The sequence below is a fragment of the Xanthomonas sp. NCPPB 3174 genome (assembly GCF_056725205.1).
Map to the genome: position 1 here is coordinate 4,091,488 of NZ_CM161517.1, position 22,189 is coordinate 4,113,676.

Consider the following 22,189-nt stretch of genomic DNA (forward strand, 5'->3'; position numbering starts at 1 on the left):
CAGCGCAGGCATGCAGCAGATGGCCGGAACACGTAGACCATCCCGGGCGCAACCAGGTCCATGCGGATCGCAGCGACCAGCCACACCATGCCTTCCCTGGTTTCACGTTCTCCACGACTCCAGAACCGCTGACCGAACCACGGCATCGTTGCACCGCAGCGATATCGCGCGGTGCGGCGACCGGGCTCGAACATCGACACCTGCCCGGGCGTGCCGCTCCGACGCAATGCAGTAGACCCGATGCGACGAAGGCCGGGCAAGCAGACGCGGCAGCCGCGCGTGCGGCGTTCGATCACCGTGGAATGCGCGTCACGCTCGGTTCTACGCTTCCGTCCACGACGTCCGCGAACCGATGCGGTCGTGTGCGCGGCGTCGGTCTCTAAAACACCGGACGTGCAGGACATTCCCAGGCGCGCTCGCCCGGGAATGCGGGGCCATCCCGGACGGACTGGCAGCTTCAGGCCGCGCGCGGCCAGGCGTTCTCCTGCACCAGCCGCAGGCGCGGCGGCAGTTCGCGCAGCACCTCGCCGCGGTGCGAGAGCAGGCGCAGCGTGCCGTCGGCCTCCTCGGCGAGCGCGGTGAGGTTTTCCACCCAGTCGCCGTCGTTGGCGTAGACCAGGCCGTCGCGTTCGAACAGCCCGGCGCGGTGCACGTGGCCGCAGATCACCCCGTCCAGGCCGCGGCGGCGCGCGTCATCCAAGCCGGCGGCGACGAAGCGCTCGATGTAGCGCTCGGCGGCGCTGCTCTGCCGCTTCAGGTAGTCGGCCAGCGACCAGTAACGCATGCCCAGGCGGCGGCGTACGCGGTTGGTCAGCTGATTGCCGGTGAGGATGCGGTAGTACAGCCAGTCGCCGAACTTCTCCTGCAGGCCACCGAATTGGGTCACGCTGTCGTAGTCGTCGCCGTGCACCACCAGCAGGCGGCGTCCGTCGGCGGTGGCGTGCACCGCGCGCCGACGCACCTGCATGGCCGGCAGTGCGAGTCCGCAGAAGCGGCGGATCGGCCGGTCGTGGTTGCCCGGCACGTAGATCAGTTCGGTGCCGCCGCGGGCCAGCGCGTGCAGCGCATCGACCACGCGCTGGTGCGCGGCGCCCCACACTGCGCGGCGTTGGGCCATCCACCAGAAGTCGACGATGTCGCCGACCAGGTACAGCTGGTCGCAATGCAGGCCGCCGAGGAAGTCGGCCAGCTCGCGCGCATGGCAATGCGGCGCGCCCAGGTGCACATCGGAGACGAACACCGCGCGGCGCGGCGCCAGGCTGTTGAGCGGACTCATGCCACCACCTCTGCTTCGTTGCGGGGACGTTCGAGGTAGCGCGCGCGCTTCTTGCTGCGGATGCGCTGCAGATCCAGTTCGATCAGGCCGTCGACGGCGTCGTTGAACGCCGGGTCCACGCCGAAGGCGAGGAAGCGCGCACCGCCGGGCTCGCACAGATCGGTGTACTGCTTGTAGAGCATCGGCACCGCCGCGCCCAGCGCGTCGAGGTTGCCCTTGAGCACCTTGAAAGCGGTGTCGGCATCCAGTTCGTCGAACGCCGGCGGCGCTTCCGGATACGGGAACGGCCGCGCCGAGGCGGCTTCGCCGCTGGCGTCGCCGTAGTAGCGCGCGTAGTAGGCCACGATCTGCTCGCGCGCTTCGTACGGCAGCGCGGCGCTGATCGACACCGCGCCGAACAGGTATCGCACCTGCGGATGGTCCTGTAGATAGGCGCCGATGCCCTGCCACAGGTAATCGATGCTGCGGCTGCCCCAGTAGTCGGGCACCACGAAGCTGCGGCCCAGCTCCATGCCCGCGGCGATGCGCGGCAGCATGGCCTCGCCGTAGCGGAACAGTTCGGCGGTGTAGAAGCCGGCCAGGCCGCGTTCGGCCAGCACCGGCGCGCCGCGGGCGACCCGATACGCGCCGACGACGCGCGTGGCGGCGCCGTCCCACAGCACGATGTGTTCGTACCAGGTGTCGTAGTCGTCCAGGTCCAGGCGCCGGCCAGTGCCCTCGCCCACCGCGCGGAAGGTGAGCTCGCGCAGGCGGCCGATCTCGCGCAGCAGCGCCGAGCCGGCGCGCAGCCGGCCGACGCGGATCTGCTTGCCGTCAAGCGTGTGGCCGAGGCTGCGCAGGCCGGCCACTTCCACCGCCAGTTGCGCCGGGTCCTCGGCGGCGACCAGCGCCTCCTCGCTCGGCGCGGCCTGCCCACCGCTGCGGCCGAGCGCATACAGTTCGCTGCGCAGGCGCCGCATCAGGTCGGCTTCGGGCAGGTCCTGCGGCAGCGCGCGGGCGCGGCCCAGGCTGAGCGCGATGCGGCGCTCGCGGCGGGCGAACATCTCCCGCGCCAGCAGCGCCGTGCCGGCCGGCTTGAACAGCGCCGAAGCACCGTAGAACAGCGCCGAGTTGCGCGCATGGATACGCACCGGCAGCACCGGCGCGGCGGTACGCAGGGCGAAGCGCAGGAAGCCGCGGCGCCAGCGCCCGTCGGCGACGCCGCCCCAGCCCAGCCGCGAGACCTCGCCGGCCGGGAACACGATCACACATTGCTCCTGTGCCAGCGCCTGCTCGATCGCGCGCACGCTGGCCGGCGACGGCGCGCCACCGAGGATGCGCACCGGCAGCAGCAGGTCGCGCAGGCCTTCCAGCGCCCACAGGAAATCGTTGGCGACGATCTTCACGTCGCGCCGCACCTGGCCCACGCAGTCCAGCAGGGCCAGCGCATCCAGCGCGCCGGAGGGATGATTGGCGACGATCAGCAGGCGCCCGCGCGCCGGGATGCATTCGGCGGCGGTCGGTGCGACCACGTAGCGGGCCTGCAGGAAATCCAGTCCGGCCTGGACCAGGGCGAACCCACGCAGGTCGCGGTTGGCCTCCAGGAACGCGTCCAGCGCGTCCAGTCCCGACCATTTCTGCAGACCACGCAGCAATGGCCGGACCAGCCGCGAGCGGCGTCCGGCAAACCAGTGTGGGTAGCGGTCCTGAAGACGGCGTTCGAGTGCGAGCACGGCAAGCCCCCTTGCTGACTGCGCACAGCTTCGGCCGCGGCGGCGACACCGATCTTGCAATCTGGCTACGGCAAGGTGACGGACGCACCGTGGCGCGCCAACCGGTTAACCTTGGGCAACGTCCGCCCCGGGCATCATGCACGCCGCCCGGCGCCCGTGTATCATTCGCCTCCATCTTTTCATCCGAATACAAGGATATAGCCGCGATGTCCAGCTATCTCTTCACCTCCGAGTCGGTCTCCGAAGGCCACCCGGACAAGATCGCCGATCAGATCTCCGATGCGGTGCTCGACGCGATCCTGACCCAGGACAAGCGCGCGCGCGTGGCCTGCGAAACGCTGGTCAAGACCGGCGTGGCGATCGTCGCCGGCGAGATCACCACCAGCGCCTGGATCGATCTGGAAGCGCTGACCCGCAAGGTGATCCTGGACATCGGCTACAACAGCTCCGACGTCGGTTTCGACGGCGAGACCTGCGGCGTGCTCAACCTGATCGGCAAGCAGTCGCCGGACATCAACCAGGGCGTGGACCGCAAGAAGCCGGAAGAACAGGGCGCTGGCGACCAAGGCCTGATGTTCGGCTACGCCACCCGCGAGACCGACAGCTTCATGCCGGCCGCCATCCACCTGTCGCACCGCCTGGTCGAACAGCAGGCCAAGGTGCGCAAGAAGAAGAACTCGCCGCTGGCGTGGCTGCGCCCGGACGCCAAGAGCCAGGTCACCCTGCGCTACGAAGACGGCGTGGCGACCGCGATCGACGCAGTGGTGCTATCCACCCAGCACGATCCGGACATCAAGCAGAAGCACCTGGTCGAAGCCGTGCGCGAGGAGATCCTCAAGCCGGTGCTGCCGGCCAAGTGGCTGCACAAGGGCACCAAGTTCCACATCAACCCGACCGGCAAGTTCGTGATCGGCGGGCCGGTGGGCGACTGCGGCCTGACCGGGCGCAAGATCATCGTCGACACCTACGGCGGCTGGGCGCGCCACGGCGGCGGCGCGTTCTCCGGCAAGGATCCGTCCAAGGTCGACCGCTCGGCCGCCTACGCCGCGCGCTACGTCGCCAAGAACGTGGTCGCCGCGGGCCTGGCCGACCGTTGCGAAGTGCAGGTCTCCTACGCCATCGGCGTGGCCGAGCCGACCTCGATCTCGGTCACCACCTTCGGCACCGGCAAGATCGCCGACGAGCAGATCGAGAAGCTGATCCGCAAGCATTTCGACCTGCGTCCGTTCGGCATCATCCAGATGCTCGACCTGATCCACCCGATGTACCAGCAGACCGCCTCGTACGGCCATTTCGGCCGCACCCCGAAGGCCTTCACCTACACCGACGGCACCGGCGCCCAGCACCAGGCCACCGCGTTCTCGTGGGAGAAGACCGACCGCGCCGAGGCGCTGCGCGCGGACGCCAAGCTGAAGTAAGCCGGCCTGCCCGCGCTTGCAACAAGGAACGGGCCGCATTGCGGCCCGTTCTGCGTTTGGGGGATGGGTGGTGCTGCACCGTCGACGCAGACGCTGTCGCGGGATGCGCCGTCGTAGGCGCCACCGCCGCGATGGCTGGGCGTCACGACGCAGCCCCGTCGCGGCTGAAGCCGCTCCTACAGGATCAGCGGCAGATCGTTGTCGCCTGCACGCAAAGGGCACGGCATCGCACTGCCGGCAACGCGTCATCCATCCACGCGTCAGCACACCGTCCGCCGTAGGAGCGGCTTCAGCCGCGACGGGCATTCCTGGGAACGCCTGTCGCGGCTGAAGCCGCTCCTACGCTGAGCGGACAAGCAGACGCGCGAAGAACCGCCTCAGCCGCGCCGCTGCAGCGCCGCCTGCAGCAGCGACTGGAACTTCGGCAGCGGGCACAGCCCGGTCGCGGCGTCGCTGCACCCAGGGATCTGCAGGGTCTGCAGCAGCGGCGGGTGGCGCAGGCTCAATGGAGTCAACGCGCGCAGTTGATCCAACGACTGCGCCTGGTAGCGCACGCGCACGTAGCGCTGGCCGTTGCGTGCATCGCGCACCTGCTCCACCACCAGCGCGCCGCCCGGGGGCGCGTCGTCGCGGCCGAAGCCGGGCAACTGGAAGTGCAGGTCGAGCAGACCGCTGAGCGCGGCGATGTGGGTGTCGCTGGCGACCAGCACGCTCAGCCGCGGCGCGTCGTTCGCGCCCAGCGTGCCCAGCAGGCGGTGCGCCAGCGGCGCGCCCGCGCGCGCGGCCATGTACTGCGGCCGTGCGTAGATCTCGAACAGCAAGGCATGCAGGCGCGACACCGCAGCGATGCGCGCCGGCGTCGCGCGGCCCCAGCCGACCTGGTCCAGCGGCATGCCTTCGGCGTACTGCAGGATGAACACCTCGGCCGTGCCCGAGGTCAGGTCCAGCGGCCCGTGCAGGGCCAGGCTGCGCCCGTTCTCGCCCGCGGTCAGCGACGAGGGCATGTGCACGAAGTCGCAGCGCTCCGCGCAGCCGAGGATCTCCTGCATGGTGCGCAGTTCGCGCGCATACGGCGCCAGCACCGCGCCCGGGCCGCCGGTCTGCCGCTGGATCGATGCGACTGCGGCGGCGGCATCGAACTCCACCGCGCCGGCTTCCACCGGGCGGAACAGCGGGTCGTCGCTGCCTTCGGCCTGATGGCCGGCCTGCAGATGGCAGCCGGGCGCCAGCGTGTCGGCGAGCAACTGCGCACTGACGATGGTGCGCTGGTCGGTGTTGGCGTAAATGCTGACCGTGCCGTCCGCAGGGCAGCCCTGCGCCGGCAGCACGCCATCGCGCAGCAGCCATTGCCGGGTGTAGTCGCCGCTGCGTTCCACCGCGGTGCGGCCGTGCGCGGTGAGCAGGCTCGGCGGCGTGTCCCATACAGGCCAGGGCTGCGGCGCCAGCGCGGCGGCCGCGGCCTCGCCCGGCAGCGGCGCGCGCACGCCGTGGCGGAACAGCATCCACACCTTTTCTACCTGCAGCGCGGGCGCGGCCTTGGGCGCCGGCCGCGCCTGCGCGCCCAATGCCGCCACCAGCAGCACGACCCACAGCATCCAACGCGTACCTGTTTTCATCATCGTCCCCAACATGGAAAGTCTCACGGTGCGCTCGCGCCGCACGCGGCCGTGACCCGGTCGCAGTGCAGGCCCGTGGCGATGCCGAGCCGATAGCCCAGCCGCTGCGGATCCGGCGCGCCGGCGTAGTAATCGGTGCTGATCCATTGCGCGCCGGCCTCCAGCGCCGCCTGTGCGCGGCGCCGGTCGTGCGCGCGCGCCTCGCGGCCGTCGGTATCGGCGCGGGTGCGCACCACGAAGCCCTGCGTCACCAGCGCGCGGATCCGCGGCGCCTCGGCCAGCGGATCCTCGATCGACAGCACCGCGGCTTCCGGCTGGTCCGGCGCGTACCAGCCGAACATCATGCGACCGCGCAGCGACGGATGCGCCTGGCGATACAGCGCCTCGTGCCGCGGATTGCCGTCGAGCACGAACAGCAGGCGGCCGCGTGCCTGCGCCACGCGTGGCCAGGCATGCGCCAGCACCGCCTCGCGCAGGCTCGGCGCGTCGCCGCGCACGTCGTCGGGCACGATCAGGCGCGCACGCCCCACGACCTCAGCGATGTCGCGGTCCAGCGCGTCCAGGTCGTGAGCGTCGAAGACGGAACGGTACGGCCACAGGCCCGGCACCGGATCGAAGTCCACCGCATTGACCAGCACCACCAACGGCGTGTGCCGCGGGTGCGCGCGCGACCAGGCGGCAAGGATCGCCAGGCAGTCACGGAAGCGCAGGCAATGGCTGGCGTAGTCCAGGCCCGGCTGGTGCAGCACCTTGGCGCCGGGCGCGTGCATGCGGGCCCGGGTCGCCGCATCGGCACGCGCATACGGCGCGGCATACAGGCCGCCGTGCGGATCGGCGGCCACGTCGAGTTCGAGTTGCCGCAGCCCCAGCGCGAGCTGGGCCTGCAGCGAAGGATGGCCATAGGCCAGTGCCGGCCATTCGGCGGCGTCGTGCGCCTGCAGGCGCCGCCGCACCTGCGCGGTCGGCGCCGGCCGATAGCTGTTGTGCGAGCCGAGCAGTTGCACCTGGTCCAGGCGCAGGCCGTCGATCGGCACCGTCGCCGGCACCTCTGTCGACCACGCCATTCCCGGCAGGATCGTCAGCGCCAGCCAGACGAACATCGCGGCGATGCCGGCAACGCCCCACCCGCCGCGCGGCACAGGGCCGTGCGACGGGTGGCGACGTCCAGCGTGCGCAAGCGCCCGCTTCAGAACGTGTACTTCACGTTCAACAGCGCGGTGCGGCCGGCATCGACGATGTCGGAGATCGCGGTGCTGTTGTGGCCCACGTGCGCCCAGTAGCTCAGGCGGTTGGTGAGGTTGGCCACCGACAGGTCGGCGCGCAGGTGCTCGTTGAAGGTGTAGCCCACGTGCAGGTCCACGCGCGTGATCGGCTTGACCCACAGGTCGTCCCAGGTCGCGCCACGGTTGTAGTAGTCGTACACCGAGACGTATTCGCCGGAGTAGTGGTAGGCCAGGTTCACCGACAGCGGGCCCTTCTCGTAGAACAGCTCGGCGTTGGCCATCAGGTCCGGCGCGTTCTGGATACGCTCGTCGTGGAAGCCGTCCATACCCAGGTCGACGCGGGTGGTCTGGCGGGTGACGTTGGCGCCGATGCCGAAGCCGTCCAGCGGTGCCGGCATGCCCTGCAAGGTCTGCCGCACCGCGGCCTCGAAGCCCAGCACCTTGCCATCGCCGCCGTTCTGCGGACGCACGTAGCGCACGTTGCCGGCGCCGGTGCTGCTCCCGGCGTTGGCCGGATCCGAGCCGCTCTCGTAGATGTAGTCGGTCAGGCGCTTGTAGTAGCCGGCCAGCATCGCGTGGCCGCCGTGGCCGTTGTCCCACTCGCCGGACAGGTCCACGTTGAGCGACTTGATCGGCTTCAGGTCCGGATTGCCCTCGGTGATGACCGTGGTGCCGTCGCTGGAGACGTCGTAGTTGGCGCCACCGCCGAGCTGCACCAGCGCCGGCCGGGTGTAGCTGGTCCACACCGAGGCGCGGTACACCGCACTGCCGTCGCCGGGGCGGTAGTTCAGGAACACGCTCGGCAGCGGCACGTCGTAGCTGGTGTGGTTGCTGCTGAAGAAACCGGGCAGTTCGTTGCCCTTGGCGTCTTCGGGCATGGTCCAGAAGGTGTTGCGGATACTGGTGTGCTCGAAGCGCACGCCCGGGATCACCTCCAGGTCGCCGGTGCGGAAGGTGGCCATCGCATACGCCGAGGTCACTGCCTCGTCGCCACGCATGGTCGCGCAGTTCTGGTTGTTGATCGCCAGGCTGCCGCAGGTGTCGAAGCTGGCCGCGGTCAGGTGCTGGGCGATCATCGCCTTCAGTCCGCCGTTGCTGAGCTTGACCGTCGGCCACGCGTACTTGCCCGGATACACCGAGTCGTACTGGCCGACCACCAGGCCGGTGTCGCGCAGCAGGGTGCCGTCGGTGAACTTGCTGTTGGTCCAGTCGCGCGAGGTGAAGTCGCGGGAGCTGTCGACGTACTTCACGCCGAACTGGAGGTTGCTCAGCGCGCCCTGGTCGAAGTCGTAGCGCACGTCGAACTTGGCGCCGCCCTTGGTCTGGCCGCTGTAGGACTTGGTCAACTGGCCGTAGCGGCGCGCATACAGGCTGCCGATGTCGCTGGCCTGGGCCTGGATCGCCGGGGTCAGCAGCGGCTTGGGGAAGCCTTCGCTGTCGTAGCCGGAGAAGGTGCTGGCGCCGCCGTACGGAAACTGGGTGGACGCGTACTGGTCTACCCGCGCGGAGATTTCCACGTGGTCCGGGCGATCGTTGTCGCCGTAGCTGTAGAACAGGTTCGGCGACAGCGTCCAGTTGCCCAGTTGCTTGTCGGCGCCGAACTGGAAGGTGGCCAGGTCCGCCACTTCCGGATTGGTCTCGTACCAGTAGCGCACCGCCACGCGGTTGATCTGCGGCTGGTACACGCCGGTGGTGCCGATCTGCGCAAGGCTCACGTTGGCCGGCACCAGTTGGGTGTAGCCGGTGTTCTGCTCGGTCTTGGCGTAGGCATAGGTGGCGCGCGCGTACAGCTGCAGGCTCGGATCGACGTGCCAGTCGAAGGACACGTTGCCGCCGTAGCGCGTGGTGTCGCCTGCGGAATAGCCGATGTTGGCGCCGGTGGCCATCAGCAGGTCCTGCGGATCGTAGCCGGGCGCCGGCTGGCCGCTGGCGTCGGTGCGCGAGAAGTAGCGCTTGTTCCAGTCGCCACGCGAGGCGGCGGCGTTGGCCACTTCGCTGTTCACGTAGTGGCGTTCGTCGTAGTACGCGCTGGTGTAGATGCCGAACTGGTTGTCGGCGCCGAACTTGGCGTGGAATTCGCCGGCCGCGCCCTTGCCCAGGCCGTTGTCGCCGTAGTCGCGCGCACGGCTTTCCATGCGCCCGCTGGCGGTGACGCTGCCGCCCATCGCCTCGCTGTAGTCGAAGCCGCTGGGGGTGCGGTAGTCGATGGTGCCGCCGATCGCGTCGCCGTCCATCGCCGCGGTGGAGGTCTTGTTCAACACGATGGTCTGCAGGCCCGACGGCGGCAGCAGGCTCAGCTGCACGCTGCGGCTGTAGGGCAGGCCCTGGGCGACGTTGACGCCGTTGATCAGGTTGACGTTGTACTCGGCGTTGAGGCCGCGCACCGAGGCGAACATGCCCTCGCCGCGCGCGGCGCCGTCGACGCCGCCGAAGTACGACTGCCCGGTGTTGACCACGTTGACGCCCGGCAGCAGGCCCAGCGCCTCGGCGATGTTGTGCACGGCGGTGTACTTCAGGTCCTCGGCCGACAGCACGTTGGCCGTGTTGGTCGCGGCCATCTGCATGTCCGCGGCGTTGTAGCGGGTGACGGCGACGGTGATCTTGTCCAGGGTCTTGGCGCTGGCGTCGGACGCGGTGGTCTGCGTCTCCTGCGCATCCTGCGCCTGGGCCAAGGCCATCGGCGCGACACCGAGCAACGCTGCGGCGATCGCCAGTGACAGGCGTTTTTGAAGATGGATCGAGTGCGACATGAAAAATCCGAACGTAGGCGCAGCCAGCGGAACGCGCCGCAGGCCGGGCATGGAGGGGAGAGAGGCCGTGATCGTGTGCACGGCGGCGCGCATTGTTCGGGTTGGTGGCTGCAATTTCGTGACAACGATGTCATCGACCACCATCGAAGGACGATTCGACGCATTTCCTGCGTAATTCGGCACAACTGCAGCGGGTCGTCGACGCTGCGATGCGGGTATGGCACTGCGGAGAAGGCGAAGGGTCAGGTGTTTCCGCCCGATGCGCCGCGAAGCGATCGTCGGCGATGCATCGCGCCTCTCCGGGCGTGCACGGCGGCAACGCGATGCCCTCGGCGCGCTCGACGACGCGCGTGCAACCGCCCGTCGCGGGCATCGTCACCGCGTCGCGGTGGCGTCGACCTGCAACTGCGCGTGCAGGATGCGGCGGATCTCCAGGATCGCCTGCGGCGTCTCCTGCACGCTGTGGCCCGAGGTGATCACCAGTTCGGAGACTGCGCCCGGCAGGTGCGCACTGCGGTACGGCACCAGCCCATCGTCGGAGGCAGCCAGCGGCACCGCCGGATCGCGGCGGGCGATGATGGTGTGGTAGCGCACCGCCGGCGCGATCGGCAGATCCGCCGCCGCGCGCACGAACGGATCGGTGTCGCGCAGGTTATCGATGCTGTTGGGCACGCGCACCGGCGCGCCGTCTGGGCCGTCGATCCCCTGCAGCAAGGTGTTCAGGCGATCGAGCAGCGTCACCGGCAGGCGCACCAGGCGCCCGGCCAGGCGCCCGAGCCGCCCTTCGGCGAAGGTAGTGCCGCGTTGCGGCGCGGCGATGAAGATGGCGCGGTCCACCTCCGGCAACGGCGCGAAGCGCAGCAGCGGCTGCAACTGCGCCAGCGCCTGCGGGTCCAGCGGGCGCCGGCCGGTGCGTGCGCCGATCAGGTCGTTCCACAGCGTGTCGCCGGAATCGCTGACCAGCAGGCGCCCGATCACCCCGCCCATGCTGTGGCCGATCAGGACCATGTGCTGCGACGCCGGCGCCTGCCCGGGCGGATCGAAATGGCGCAGGGTCTGCTGCAGCAGCGTGGCGATCTGCGCGCGGTTCCAGGCGATCGGCATGTTGGTCGGGTAGTAGACCTGCCAGATCTGGTAGTGGCGGCGCAGTTGCTCGTCGCCCATCAGTTCGTTGGCGACGTTGACCCATGCCTCGGGACTGCTGGCCAGGCCGTGCAGCATCAGGATGATGCGTCGGTCCGGATCGTACGGCTGCATCAGGTACAGATGCGGCTGGTCGATGCCATCCCCGCGCCCGAGCATCGAGCGCAGCGACTGCCGGGCGAAGCCGGCACGGGCCAGCCACAGGCCGTAGGCGGCGGTGAAGTTGGCCGCCAGCGGCAGGCGCTGGCCGTGTACCTCGACCTCGCCGTCGCGGTACGGATCGTAGGGCGCGACCACCACGCTGCGGGTGTCGAGTACCTGCGTCAGGCTGTCGCCGTCGAAGCGCAGCAGCACCGTGGTCGGCGCATACGGCATTTCGCTGAACGCTGGCGCGTGCGGGTCCGGCGCGCCCTTGGCGGCGGCCGCCGCGGTCGGGTCGCCGACCTTGGCCGGCGCGATCTCCGCGACCAGTTCGGCGCCGAAGCCGTCGCGCCGGTAGGTACTGCGCAGGCCATCGAAGCGCAGCGTCGACGCCGGCAGCATCGCGTCCGGCCGCGCCACCCCGCCGGGCAGGCGGAAGCTGCCCATGTCCGCGCGCACCTGCCAGCCGGCCGTGCGCAGCGCGTCGTCGTCGTGCAGCTCACCGCTGGCGCTGCCGGCGCGCCAGCGCAGGAACAGTTCGCCGACCGCCTGCTGCACGGCATAGTTGTAGTAGTCGCGCACCTGGGTCTGCCGATCCTCGAAGGCGCGCGCGCTGGCCGGGCGCGGGGTGTAGAACAAGTAGGCGTAGCGCGCGGCCTCCAGCCACGCCTGCAGCGTCGCATCGTCCAGCGCCCCCGCCTGCCGCGGCGTGCGCGCATTGGCCGCATGCACCCACAGCTCCGACAGGGTCGCCAGCCGCCGCTCCTGGTCCAGCCCCTGCAATGCGCGCAGCTGCGTGGCGCAGGCCGCAACGTCCGCCTCGCAGGTCTTGGGATCGAGCGCGAGGACGCGCAACGTCTCCAGGCTGGCATCGCTGAGCCTGCCGGTGCTGAGCACGTCGCCGCGCTGGGTGGCGATGTAGTCGGCGGCGCTGCGCGACTGCACGCTGACCATCGCGCAGCCGCTGCCGAGCAGCAACGCGGCAGCCAGCAGCGCGGCGCCCGCGTGCCGCGCAAGACGTGCGCGCAGGGTCATGGCCTAGCCGCGGGATCGTCGCCGGGAATGCCGGCGCGGATGCGCGTGGAGAAATCGGCGCCGGCGCCGGCCGCGCGCGCGCGTGCGCCGATGCGGCCGCGCGGGCGCAGCGTGGCCAGGCTGTAGCCGGGCACGAAGCCGTGCTGCGCGTAGACGTAGGACGGCAGGTAGCCGGACAGCAGCAGGCGGATGTCGAGCGGCAGTGCGGGATCGAGCTTGCGCGCCAGCTCGAACACGATGGTGGTGCAGTTGCTGGTGGCGGTGTTGTAGAACCGCGGCGTGCGCTGCAGTTGCTGCGCCTGCGCCACGTAGCCCAGGAACAGCTGGCGCAGTTGTACGCGCGAGAGGTTGAGCCGGTACAGGTACACGTCCTCGCCGCGCACGTTGCTGCGCACCGCCAGGATGTCGCGCTCGTCGGCGGCCACCATCACCTGCTCGAAATTGCGGAAGAACCCGGCCAGCGCCGAGAACGCCTCGTCGCGCTCCTTGCGGATCTCCAGCGAGAACATCACGCGGCGGCCGTCGTCGAAACCGAACGAGACCAGCGTGTGGGCGATCGCCGGCCCCATCCAGTACGACAGCGCCAGATCCGCCGAGGCCAGCCGCTCCAGGTCGTAGCGGCGCGTCTCCCAGTGCGGGGTGTAGTCGTGGTCGCTGCGCCAGGCGAAGTTGCGCACGTTGTGCAGGGTCACCACCTGCCCATCCACCTGCGGCTCCAGCAACTGCGCGACATCGTCGGCCCAGTCGCGGTTCTGCTGCGGCTGCAGCGCCGACCAGCCCACCGCCATGCCCGCGCAGCCGAGCGCGAACAGCAGCGGCAGCACGCGGTACTCGCGCGGATGGCGCAGGCCCCACAGCGCCGCGCCGCCCAGCGCGGCCCACAGCAGCGCCGAGCCGTAGCGCACCACCGCGCCGGTGTGCGGCAGATAGGCCAGGAACAGCGCGCCCCACAGGCTGGCGGCCAGCACCGCCAGCATCGCCACCGCGCGCGCCAGCCGCCTCGGCCAGGCGCGTCGGCGTGCGGCGCTGTCGGCGCTCACAAGTCCGCCGCCGCCGCGGGCGTGGCCAGGGCGTGGCACAGCAGCCGGCAACCGCGTTGCGCCAGCGCCTTGCGTTCGCTCTCGTCGCTGCCGCGCTGGCAGGCGCCGAGCATGTCCATCGCCAGGGCCAGGTCGTCCTCGCCCAGGTCCGCACGGCACAGGCCGGCGGCGATCGCACGCTGCAGGAACGGCAGCAGGATCGCCATCGCCCGCGTATGCGCCGCGTCCATCATCGGATGCTCGCGCGGCATCGACCGCCAATAGTCGGCCAGCGGCGCCGACATCGCGATGTGTTCGGCGACGTCGTACATCAGCAGGAACAGCCCGTCCGGCCGCGTGCCGATCTCGCGCGCGCAGCCCTCCAGGCCGTCCAGGCCGCGTTCCAGCAGCGCCGCCATCAGCTCGGTGCGGTCGGCGAAATGACGGTACAGGGTGGCGCGGCCGAGGCCGGCGCGCTCCACCACCAGTTCCAGCGGCGCCAGCACGCCGTGCGTGCAGAACACCTCGTCGGCGGCGTCCAGCAACAGGCGGCGGCGGTGGGCGGTATCGGCTCGCATCTCCATGCGCGGCATTATCGGACAATTTTGTCCGCCCGCAAGCGGGTGGCGACGGGCGGCCGCCGGCAGCGGCCGGCGGCGCCTTGTGGCACCAGCCTCAACCGGTGTTCTGCACGCCCTGGGCCACGCCGTTGACGCAGGCCACCAGCGCCCGCAGCAGGTCTTCGTCCTCGCCATCGGTGGCGCGCCAGCGCTGCAGCAGGTCCACCTGCAGCACGCTGATCGGGTCGATGTAGGGATTGCGCAGGCGGATCGACAAGGCCAGGCGCGGGTCGTGCTGCAGCAGCGAGGCCTGGCCGGTCAGCGCCTTCACCCAGCCCTTGGTCAGCGCCAGTTCGTCGCGGATGCGCGGGAAGAAGCGTTCGTGCAGCGGACCGGACAGGCGCGAGAACATCTCGGCGATGTTGAGGTCGCCCTTGGACAGGACCATGGCGATGTCGTCGAGGAAGGTGCGGAAGAACGGCCAGTCCGCGGCCATCGCGCGCAGCGCGTCCTCGTGGCCGGCATCCACCGCCGCCTGCAGGCCGCTGCCCACGCCGTACCAGCCCGGGATCACCGCGCGCGCCTGGCTCCAGGCGAACACCCAGGGAATCGCCCGCAGGTTGGACAGCGCCGCATCCTGACCGAGCCGCCGCGACGGCCGCGAGCCCAGGGTCATGCGTTCGATCACGTCGATCGGCGTGGCCAGGCGGAAATAGCGCATGAACTCGGCATCGCCGACGAAGCCGCGGTACGCCTGGCTGCTGTGCTCGGCGACCAGGTCCATCACCGGCCGCCAACCGGCCTCGCGCGCATCGGCCGCACGCGGGCGCAGGCTCGACAGCAGCACCGCGCCGGTCATCTGTTCCAGCGAACGCAGCGCCAGCGCGCGGATGCCGTACTTGCGGTGGATCACCTCGCCCTGCTCGGTCACACGCAGACGCCCGTCGACGCTGCCGCGCGGCGCCGCTTCCAGCGCGCGCGTGGTCTTGCCGCCGCCGCGCACGATCGAGCCGCCTCGGCCGTGGAAAAAGGTCAGGCGGATGCCCAGTTCGGCCGCCGCCTCCAGCAGTTCCACCTGCGCGCGCTGCAGGCCCCAGCGCGAGGCAGCGATGCCGCCGTCCTTGCCGCTGTCGGAATAGCCGAGCATCACCATCTGCACGTCGTCGCGCGCGGCCAGGTGGCGGCGGTAGACCGGATCGGCCAGCAGGTCGCGCAGGGTCGCGGTGCCGCCGCGCAGGTCGTCCACGGTCTCGAACAGCGGCACGATGTCCAGCGGCACCGCGCCGTCGGCATCGACCAGGCCGCCGCGGCGCGCCAGCGCCAGCACGGTCAGCACGTCGGCGCGGTCGTGCGCCATCGAGATGATGTAGCTGCCCAGCGCGTCGGCGCCGTGTCGCGCGCGCGCATCGGCGAGCGCGGCGAACACCGCATCCAGCCGCGCGTTGCCTTCGTCGTCGGCCGCCGGCAGGGCCTGCTCGCCGCCGGCATAGGGACCGAGCAGCTGCGCGCGCTCCTCCACCGCCCGTGCATCCCAATCCTGCGTGTCCAGCGCCGCGGCGACCGCGCGCGCGTGCACGCTGGATTCCTGGCGCACGTCCAGCCGCGCCAGGTGGAAGCCGAAGCTGCGCACCCGCCACAGCAGGCGCCGCACCGCGAACCAGCCGGCGTGCAGGCCCTTGTTGGCCTGCAGGCTGTCCAGGATCAACTGCAGGTCGCTTTCCAGTTCGGCCGGCGCGGCATAGGCGCCCGGCGCATCGTCCAGGGTGGCCTGCAGGCGCGCGCGCATCAGATCGTTGAGCAGCCGGTAGGGCATGTCGCCGTGGCGCGGCCGCGAGCGCGCCGCGGCCTCCGGCAGCAGTTGCCGATAGCGCTCCAGTTGCTCCAGCAACGGCGCGCTGACCGCGACCAGGGTGGTCGACTGGCTGAGCAGGCTGGCCAGCTGCCACAGCTCCTTCAGATAGCGCTCCAGCACCGCGCGTCGCTGCGCGTCGAGGGTGGCGGTGATGGTGGCGGCATCGACATTGGGGTTGCCGTCCATGTCGCCGCCGACCCAGGTGCCGAAGCGCAGCAGCCGCGGCAGGGGCAGCGCCTGCCCGTAGGTCTGCTCGATGGCGTGCTCCAGGGTCTCGTACATCACCGGGATCACCCGGTACAGCACCTGGGTCAGGTAGAAGCCGACGTGCTCGCGCTCGTCCTCCACGGTGGGGCGCACCGGCGAGGAATCGGCGGTCTGCCACGAGGCGGTCAGCGCCATGCGGAAGCGCGCCGCGTCGGTCGCGCGCTCGCCCGGGGTGCGCAGGCCGTCGAGGTTGTCGACCAGGCTGGCCACCATCAACTGTTCCTTCTCCAGCAGCGCGCGCCGCACCGCCTCGGTCGGGTGCGCGGTGAACACCGGCTCCACGTCGATGCGCGGCAGCCAGTCGCGCAGTTCCTCAATGCCGACGCCCTGCGCCTTGAGCCGGCGCAAGGCGTCGAGCAGGCCGTCCGGCTGCGGCGTGTCGGCGCTGCTGCGCTGGTAGTCGCGGCGGCGGCGGATGCGGTGCACGCGCTCGGCGATGTTGACCACCTGGAAATAGGTACTGAAGGCGCGCACCAGCGCTTCGGCATCGCGCGGCGCGCGGTCGGCGAGTTGCTCGCTCAGCGAGGACAGCGGCGCGGCGCGCTCGCGGCGGGCGATCGCGGTGGTGCGGATGCGTTCGATCTCGTCGAGGAACTGCGCCGAGACCTGTTCGGCGAGCAGGTCGCCCACCAGGGCGCCGAGCCGGCGCACGTCGTCGCGTAAGGGAAGGTCGGGCGTGGCGAAGGCGATGCTGCTGCGGGACTCGTTCATCGGGAAACGCATGGCTCGGCAGTGGGGGCGCCGCAAGCCTAACCGAAAAGGGCGCGCGCTCCCGTCGGCCGAGGCGACGGTTTCAAAGCGAACCATTTGCGCGGCACAGCAGCGCCCTGCGCCACGGCGGCACGCACGTGCGGCCGTGGCGCAGGCGCGGCTCAGCGCAGCGTGGCGCCTGCCGCAGCCGGCGCGGACACAGGCCCCAGATAGGTGCGCAGCCAGCGCTCGCTCTCGGCCAGCATCTGCAGCACCGATTCACGTGCGCGGTAGGCATGCGCCTCGTTGGGCAGCATCACCAGCCGCGCAATACCGCCGTTGCCCTTGATCGCCGCGTACATGCGCTCGCTCTGGATCGGGAAGGTGCCGGAGTTGTTGTCCTCGGCACCGTGGATCAGCAGCAGCGGATCCTTGATCCGGTCGGCGTAGTTGAATGGCGACATCGCCTGGTAGACCGGCTGCGCCTGCCAGTAGGTGCGCTCCTCGGACTGGAAGCCGAACGGGGTCAGCGAGCGGTTGTAGGCGCCGCTGCGGGCGATGCCGGCCTTGAACAGGCGGGTGTGCGCGAGCAGGTTGGCGGTCATGAAGGCGCCGTAGGAATGCCCGCCGATGGCGATGCGATCGCGATCGGCGACGCCGCGCCGCACCACCTCGTCCACCGCCGCCTGTGCGTCGGCGACCAGTTGCTCGACGTAGGTGTCGTTGGGTTCGCGCGCGCCCTCGCCGACGATCGGCATCGACGGATCGTTGAGCACCGCATAGCCCAGCGCCAGGAACGCCTGCGGCCCCCAGTAGCCGATCGCGTTGAAGCGGTACGGCGAGTCGGTGACCTGGCTGGCGGCGTCGGCGGATTTGAACTCGCCCGGGTAGGCCCACATCAGCATCGGCAGCGGGCCGTCGCGCTTGGCGTCGTAGCCTGGCGGCAGCAGCAGGGTCGCGGTCAGTTCCACGCCGTCCTTGCGCCGGTAGCGGATCTGCTCCTTGTGCACGTCGCGCAGTTGCGGCGTGGGATGCGGGAAGCGGGTCAGCGCCACGGGCTCCGCGTCCGCACGGTCGAGCCGATAGAAGTTGCGCGGCTCCTGCGGCGTCTCGCGGGTGATCAGCAGGCGCTGGCCGCTGTCGTCGAGCAAGGCCTGCGGTACCGCGTAGTACGGCGCCTGCGACTGGAACAGGCGGGTGCTGTGCCGCGTCTCCAGATCGTAGCGATCCAGGAACGGCCGGTCGCCCTGCGGCGAGGCGCCTTCGCCGCGCAGGAACAGGCTGTGACCATCGGCGGCGATCAACAGGCGCGGGTTGCCGGCGGCATCGCGCTCCGTCACCGGCGTCCCCGGATCGGCGTAGCGGTCCTCCTGCGAACGCTGCACCAGCAGCTGCGGCGCCTGCGCGGGATTGTCCGGCGCCACGCGCCATTGCTTGGTCTGCCGCGTCTTCCACCAGAACTCGTCGATCAGGGCCAGGTCGCCGCGGCCCCAGAAAATACCGGCGAAACGCGACTGCAGGCGCGCCAGCTTCACCGGCGGCGCGGTGAACGGCGCCGCCTGCATCAGCACCGCGTCGCGCACCGCCGCCTCGCGCGCCGGATCGCCACCGTCCTGGGCCTCGGCCCAGACCAGGGTAGCCGGGGAGTCGCTGCGCCAGTCGATGTCGCGCACACCGGTGCGCACCGCATCGTTGCCGGTCGGCAGGCCTTCCACCAGCGGCAGCTGCGCCACCGTGTGCACCGGCTTGCCGGCGCGGTCCAACACCTCGATGGTGCGCGGGAAGCCGCTGGCCGGCACCAGGTAGGAGAACGGCCGCTGCAGGCGCTGCGCCAGCAGATAGCGGCCGTCCGGCGACGGCGCCAGCGACAGGTACAGGTCGGGAGACGCGATGCGTTGCATCCGCCCGTCGACGTCGACCAGCGCCGGCTGCGCGCGCAACTGGTAGTCGAACTGGCGCGCGTCGGCCTCGCTCTTCAGCAGGTCCTGGTAGGTGCGCAACGCGGTGGCGCCGCCGCCGGCGGTCTGCTGCACCGCGGGTCCGGTCGGCACCGCATCGGTGGGCGGCGCGGCGCCCTGCTCCTGCGGCTGCAGCAACACCAGCAACTGGCGACTGTCGGGCATCCACGCATAGCCGTCGCCGGACACCGTGTTGAGCCGCTCGGCGACCCGCCGCGCCCGCAGCGTGGCGATGTCCACCACCCATAACTCGTTGGCGCCGCTGCGCGCGTCGACCAGGTTGAAGGCCAGGTGCCGCTGGTCCGGCGCCCAGGCCATGCCGGCGATCGACAGCGGCGCCGGCAGGCCCTCGATGCGCAGTTCGCTGCCGTCGGCAATGCGCAGCAGCCACAGTTTGTCGCCGAAGGCGAAGCGGCTCTGCGAACGGGTGCGCGGATGGATGCGCAACCCGGCGAGTTTGAGTTCCGGCTGCGCGACCTGGGCGATGCCGGGCAATGCGGGTAGCTGCAGCATCGCCGCCAGATCGCGCCGCGGGCTCAGCGACAGTTGCGGCGGCCGCGGCGCATCGACGATGGCCTGCAGCGGCGCCGACGGCAACTGGTAGCCGCTGTCGGCGGCATCGGCGGGCGCGGCGGCGGCCGCAGGTGCCGGGGCGGCATCCGCAGCGGCGCTGCCGGCCGCCGCCAGGGCCACGCACAGCAGGCCGCAGACCGGGCCGGCCACGCGGCGGCGCCCACGCACTGTGATCTGGTTCATCTCTCCCCTCTCCTTCCCATCGATCGAACCGACGACGGTAGCAGGGCGGGCGCCGCCCGCCCCCTGTCGATGGTTGGGCGCGGGCGCGTGTTCAAGCGCCGCACGTGGCAGCCGCTATAATCGGTTACCCCTTGCGCCGAGGGGCGCTGCGACCGGATCGAGACCGGAGTCACCGTCTCCAGATCCGGCCAGGCTCGGCGCGAGGCTTGAGCGACAACGGCGCCCGGACTTCGCGAGTTTCTCGCCATTGACCGGAGCTTTATCGATGAACGCTGCACTCAAGAGCTTTTCCACCGAGGGCGACTACAAGGTCGCCGACATCAGCCTGGCCGACTGGGGCCGCAAGGAACTGGACATCGCCGAGCACGAGATGCCGGGCCTGATGTCGATCCGCCGCCAGTACGCCACCGCCAAGCCGCTGGCCGGCGTGCGCGTCACCGGCTCGCTGCACATGACCATCCAGACCGCGGTGCTGATCGAGACGCTGAAGGACATCGGCGCCGACGTGCGCTGGGCCTCGTGCAACATCTTCTCCACCCAGGACCACGCCGCCGCGGCGATCGCCGCCACCGGCACCCCCGTGTTCGCATGGAAGGGCGAGACCCTGGAGGAATACTGGGACTGCACCCTCGACGCGCTGACCTTCACCCTGCCCGACGGCACCCAGACCGGTCCGGAGCTGGTGGTGGACGACGGTGGCGACGTGACCCTGCTGATCCACAAGGGCTACGAGCTGGAGAACGGCTCCAAGTGGGTGGACGAACCGGCGTCCTCGCACGAGGAGCAGGTGATCAAGAACCTGCTCAAGCGCGTGGCGGTGGAGCGCCCGGGCTACTGGACCCGCGTGGTCAAGGACTGGAAGGGCGTCTCCGAAGAGACCACCACCGGCGTGCACCGCCTGTACCAGCTGGCCGAAGCCGGCACCCTGCTGATCCCGGCGATCAACGTCAACGACTCGGTGACCAAGAGCAAGTTCGACAACCTGTACGGCTGCCGCGAGTCGCTGGCCGACGGCCTCAAGCGCGCGATGGACGTCATGCTGGCCGGCAAGGTCGCGGTGGTCTGCGGCTACGGCGACGTCGGCAAGGGCTCGGCGCACAGCCTGCGTGCCTACGGCGCCCGCGTCATCGTCACCGAGATCGACCCGATCTGCGCGCTGCAGGCGGCGATGGAAGGCTTCGAGGTCAACACCGTCGAGGACACCCTCGGCCAGGCCGACATCTACGTCACCACCACCGGCAACAAGGACATCATCCGCATCGAGCACCTGACGCAGATGAAGGACCAGGCCATCGTCTGCAACATCGGCCACTTCGACAACGAGATCCAGGTCGAGGCGCTGTACAAGCTGCCGGGCGTGCAGAAGATCAACATCAAGCCGCAGGTGGACAAGTTCGTGCTGCCCAACGGCAACGCGATCTTCCTGCTGGCCGAAGGCCGCCTGGTCAACCTGGGCTGCGCCACCGGCCACCCCAGCTTCGTGATGTCCAACAGCTTCGCCAACCAGACCCTGGCGCAGATCGACCTGTGGCAGAACAAGGACAGCTACGAGAAGCAGGTGTACCGCCTGCCGAAGAAGCTGGACGAGGAAGTGGCGCGCCTGCACCTGGAAAAGATCGGCGTGAAGCTGACCAAGCTCACCGATGCGCAGGCCGCCTACCTGGGCGTGCCGGTCGACGGCCCGTTCAAGCCGGAGCACTACCGCTACTGAGCCGTTGGCAGGACATCGCCAGGCAGACAGGAACGGGCGCCGCGAGGCGCCCGTTTTTTGTTTGATCGGCGCCGCAAGCGCGTGGGGGGAGAAGAGAGCTGGAAATCGTACGGAGCGAAAACCGCAGACATCGCCACCTTGCGCACTCCCTGCTGCAAGCGACCTTTTCCGACCAGTCGGCCGACGCGCCTGTCCAGCCAGGCCATCTGTACCACACCTGTGCTACATTGATTCCACACCAATCGCCTGGAGCTCCCCAATGAGCACCACCACCATCCGCCTGCCGGACGCGCTCAAGGCCCGCGTCGCCAAGGCCGCGGAAGCGGCCGGCACCACCTCGCACAACTTCATCCTGGAAGCCATTGCCGAGAAGGCCGAGTTGGCCGAGCGGCGCGTCGACTTCCATGCAGAGGCCGAGCGCCGTTGGGGCGAATTTCTCGAAACCGGCGAGAGCATTCCCTGGGACGAGATGCGTCGCTATCTGATGGAACGCAGTGAGGGCAAGCACACTCCTCCTCCCGCCCCCCGCAAGTTCGCGAAATAGCATGGCGCACGTCGAGTTCCTGCCCTCTGTCAACGAGGATCTACGGCGCATCATCGGCCATCTGGAACAACACGAAGCCGAGCATATCCAAGAGCGTCTGAGCGAGATCGTCAGCGCATCGAACGTGCTGACGAACAATCCGCTGATCGGCCGGCTGACGCGCCATGATCTGCGTGAACTGGTGATTGGCCAAGGCGCTCAGGGATATATTGCCCTCTACCGATACGTGGTGGCGCTGGATACCGTCTTTGTCCTGGCGATCCGCGCACAACGCGAGGCAGGCTATGCACGCGATGCATGAAACCGGGGCCGGTGCCCACGCCGACCTGGTCCATGCGGTGCTTGCCTGATTTGCTGTCACTGCCTCCCATGGCGCGGGCTAGCGCAGCACTTCGCAACCGAGGATGGCATGCTGGGTGTTTCCCGCCGTAACTGGCGATCGCGAAGCCAAGCACCCGTGCCGGGTCGTAGCACGGGCGTCGACCAGACCAGACACGATGCGCGCGGCTGCAGGCGCG

The 22,189-nt window shown here is 70.1% G+C and carries 14 protein-coding genes and 1 riboswitch; of the genes, 4 read left to right on the forward strand and 10 right to left on the reverse strand.

Annotated features, from left to right (window positions below; genetic code table 11):
* Positions 1–457: 457 nt before the first annotated feature.
* Positions 458–1,276, reverse strand: coding sequence for a UDP-2,3-diacylglucosamine diphosphatase (locus AC1PK7_RS17655; RefSeq protein ID WP_010342186.1), 819 nt, complete (start codon positions 1,274–1,276; stop codon positions 458–460).
* A complete protein-coding gene (gene olsF, locus AC1PK7_RS17660) occupies positions 1,273–2,988 on the reverse strand; it encodes a bifunctional ornithine lipid synthase OlsF (RefSeq protein WP_481098983.1) in 1,716 nt (571 codons plus the stop codon). Before olsF ends, AC1PK7_RS17655 begins: the two co-directional genes overlap by 4 nt.
* Positions 2,989–3,194: 206 nt before the next feature.
* Here olsF and metK point away from each other — a divergent pair, with 206 nt between their 5' ends.
* Positions 3,195–4,406: a methionine adenosyltransferase gene (metK, locus tag AC1PK7_RS17665; RefSeq protein WP_242160694.1), complete on the forward strand. Its 1,212-nt coding sequence runs from the start codon at positions 3,195–3,197 to the stop codon at positions 4,404–4,406.
* Between the two features lie 377 nt (positions 4,407–4,783).
* Here metK and AC1PK7_RS17670 read toward each other — a convergent pair whose 3' ends face one another.
* The 8 genes from AC1PK7_RS17670 to AC1PK7_RS17705 form a co-directional block, all read right to left on the reverse strand.
* Positions 4,784–6,001, reverse strand: a complete 1,218-nt coding sequence (locus AC1PK7_RS17670; RefSeq protein WP_481098984.1) for a histidine-type phosphatase — start codon at positions 5,999–6,001, stop codon at positions 4,784–4,786.
* 44 nt (positions 6,002–6,045) lie between these two features.
* Positions 6,046–7,122 carry a Ca2+-dependent phosphoinositide-specific phospholipase C gene (locus AC1PK7_RS17675; protein ID WP_481098985.1) on the reverse strand — a complete coding sequence of 359 codons (1,077 nt, stop codon included), beginning with the start codon at positions 7,120–7,122 and terminating at the stop codon, positions 6,046–6,048.
* 86 nt (positions 7,123–7,208) lie between these two features.
* A complete protein-coding gene (locus tag AC1PK7_RS17680) occupies positions 7,209–9,923 on the reverse strand; it encodes a TonB-dependent receptor (RefSeq protein ID WP_481100924.1) in 2,715 nt (904 codons plus the stop codon).
* Between the two features lie 447 nt (positions 9,924–10,370).
* Positions 10,371–12,314: a lipase family alpha/beta hydrolase gene (locus AC1PK7_RS17685; RefSeq protein ID WP_481098986.1), complete on the reverse strand. Its 1,944-nt coding sequence runs from the start codon at positions 12,312–12,314 to the stop codon at positions 10,371–10,373.
* Positions 12,311–13,291 carry an Lnb N-terminal periplasmic domain-containing protein gene (locus AC1PK7_RS17690; protein ID WP_481100925.1) on the reverse strand — a complete coding sequence of 327 codons (981 nt, stop codon included), beginning with the start codon at positions 13,289–13,291 and terminating at the stop codon, positions 12,311–12,313. The genes AC1PK7_RS17685 and AC1PK7_RS17690 overlap by 4 nt, the downstream gene beginning before the upstream one ends.
* Before the next feature lie 59 nt (positions 13,292–13,350).
* Positions 13,351–13,926: a TetR/AcrR family transcriptional regulator gene (locus AC1PK7_RS17695; RefSeq protein ID WP_481098987.1), complete on the reverse strand. Its 576-nt coding sequence runs from the start codon at positions 13,924–13,926 to the stop codon at positions 13,351–13,353.
* An 82-nt stretch (positions 13,927–14,008) separates the two neighbouring features.
* A complete protein-coding gene (ppc, locus tag AC1PK7_RS17700) occupies positions 14,009–16,723 on the reverse strand; it encodes a phosphoenolpyruvate carboxylase (RefSeq protein ID WP_481098988.1) in 2,715 nt (904 codons plus the stop codon).
* Between the two features lie 161 nt (positions 16,724–16,884).
* Entirely contained in the window at positions 16,885–19,416 is a 2,532-nt protein-coding gene (locus AC1PK7_RS17705) for a S9 family peptidase (protein ID WP_481098989.1), read from the reverse strand.
* Between the two features lie 132 nt (positions 19,417–19,548).
* Positions 19,549–19,648, forward strand: a riboswitch (S-adenosyl-L-homocysteine riboswitch).
* A gap of 33 nt (positions 19,649–19,681) precedes the next feature.
* Here AC1PK7_RS17705 and ahcY point away from each other — a divergent pair.
* From ahcY to AC1PK7_RS17720, 3 genes are all read left to right on the forward strand, one after another.
* Positions 19,682–21,127 (forward strand): adenosylhomocysteinase, encoded by a 1,446-nt coding sequence (gene ahcY, locus AC1PK7_RS17710; protein WP_209032350.1) that lies wholly within the window; start codon positions 19,682–19,684, stop codon positions 21,125–21,127.
* A 259-nt stretch (positions 21,128–21,386) separates the two neighbouring features.
* The gene (locus tag AC1PK7_RS17715; protein WP_153751547.1) at positions 21,387–21,671 is read left to right on the forward strand and encodes a CopG family ribbon-helix-helix protein; all 285 of its coding nucleotides are present in this window, start codon (positions 21,387–21,389) and stop codon (positions 21,669–21,671) included.
* A 1-nt stretch (position 21,672) separates the two neighbouring features.
* Positions 21,673–21,972 (forward strand): type II toxin-antitoxin system RelE/ParE family toxin, encoded by a 300-nt coding sequence (locus AC1PK7_RS17720; protein ID WP_153751548.1) that lies wholly within the window; start codon positions 21,673–21,675, stop codon positions 21,970–21,972.
* Positions 21,973–22,189 lie beyond the last annotated feature (217 nt).

Bases quoted from the DNA above. Each gene is read 5' to 3' on its own strand.
- AC1PK7_RS17670 (WP_481098984.1), bottom strand. From the start codon at position 6,001: ATGCTGTGGGTCGTGCTGCTGGTGGCGGCATTGGGCGCGCAGGCGCGG.
- metK (WP_242160694.1), top strand. From the start codon at position 3,195: ATGTCCAGCTATCTCTTCACCTCCGAGTCGGTCTCCGAAGGCCACCCG.
- AC1PK7_RS17720 (WP_153751548.1), top strand. From the start codon at position 21,673: ATGGCGCACGTCGAGTTCCTGCCCTCTGTCAACGAGGATCTACGGCGC.
- AC1PK7_RS17675 (WP_481098985.1), bottom strand. From the start codon at position 7,122: ATGTTCGTCTGGCTGGCGCTGACGATCCTGCCGGGAATGGCGTGGTCG.
- AC1PK7_RS17690 (WP_481100925.1), bottom strand. From the start codon at position 13,291: ATGCTGGCGGTGCTGGCCGCCAGCCTGTGGGGCGCGCTGTTCCTGGCC.
- AC1PK7_RS17685 (WP_481098986.1), bottom strand. From the start codon at position 12,314: ATGACCCTGCGCGCACGTCTTGCGCGGCACGCGGGCGCCGCGCTGCTG.
- ahcY (WP_209032350.1), top strand. From the start codon at position 19,682: ATGAACGCTGCACTCAAGAGCTTTTCCACCGAGGGCGACTACAAGGTC.
- AC1PK7_RS17680 (WP_481100924.1), bottom strand. From the start codon at position 9,923: ATGGCCTTGGCCCAGGCGCAGGATGCGCAGGAGACGCAGACCACCGCG.
- ppc (WP_481098988.1), bottom strand. From the start codon at position 16,723: ATGAACGAGTCCCGCAGCAGCATCGCCTTCGCCACGCCCGACCTTCCC.
- AC1PK7_RS17705 (WP_481098989.1), bottom strand. From the start codon at position 19,416: ATGAACCAGATCACAGTGCGTGGGCGCCGCCGCGTGGCCGGCCCGGTC.
- AC1PK7_RS17715 (WP_153751547.1), top strand. From the start codon at position 21,387: ATGAGCACCACCACCATCCGCCTGCCGGACGCGCTCAAGGCCCGCGTC.
- AC1PK7_RS17695 (WP_481098987.1), bottom strand. From the start codon at position 13,926: ATGCCGCGCATGGAGATGCGAGCCGATACCGCCCACCGCCGCCGCCTG.
- AC1PK7_RS17655 (WP_010342186.1), bottom strand. From the start codon at position 1,276: ATGAGTCCGCTCAACAGCCTGGCGCCGCGCCGCGCGGTGTTCGTCTCC.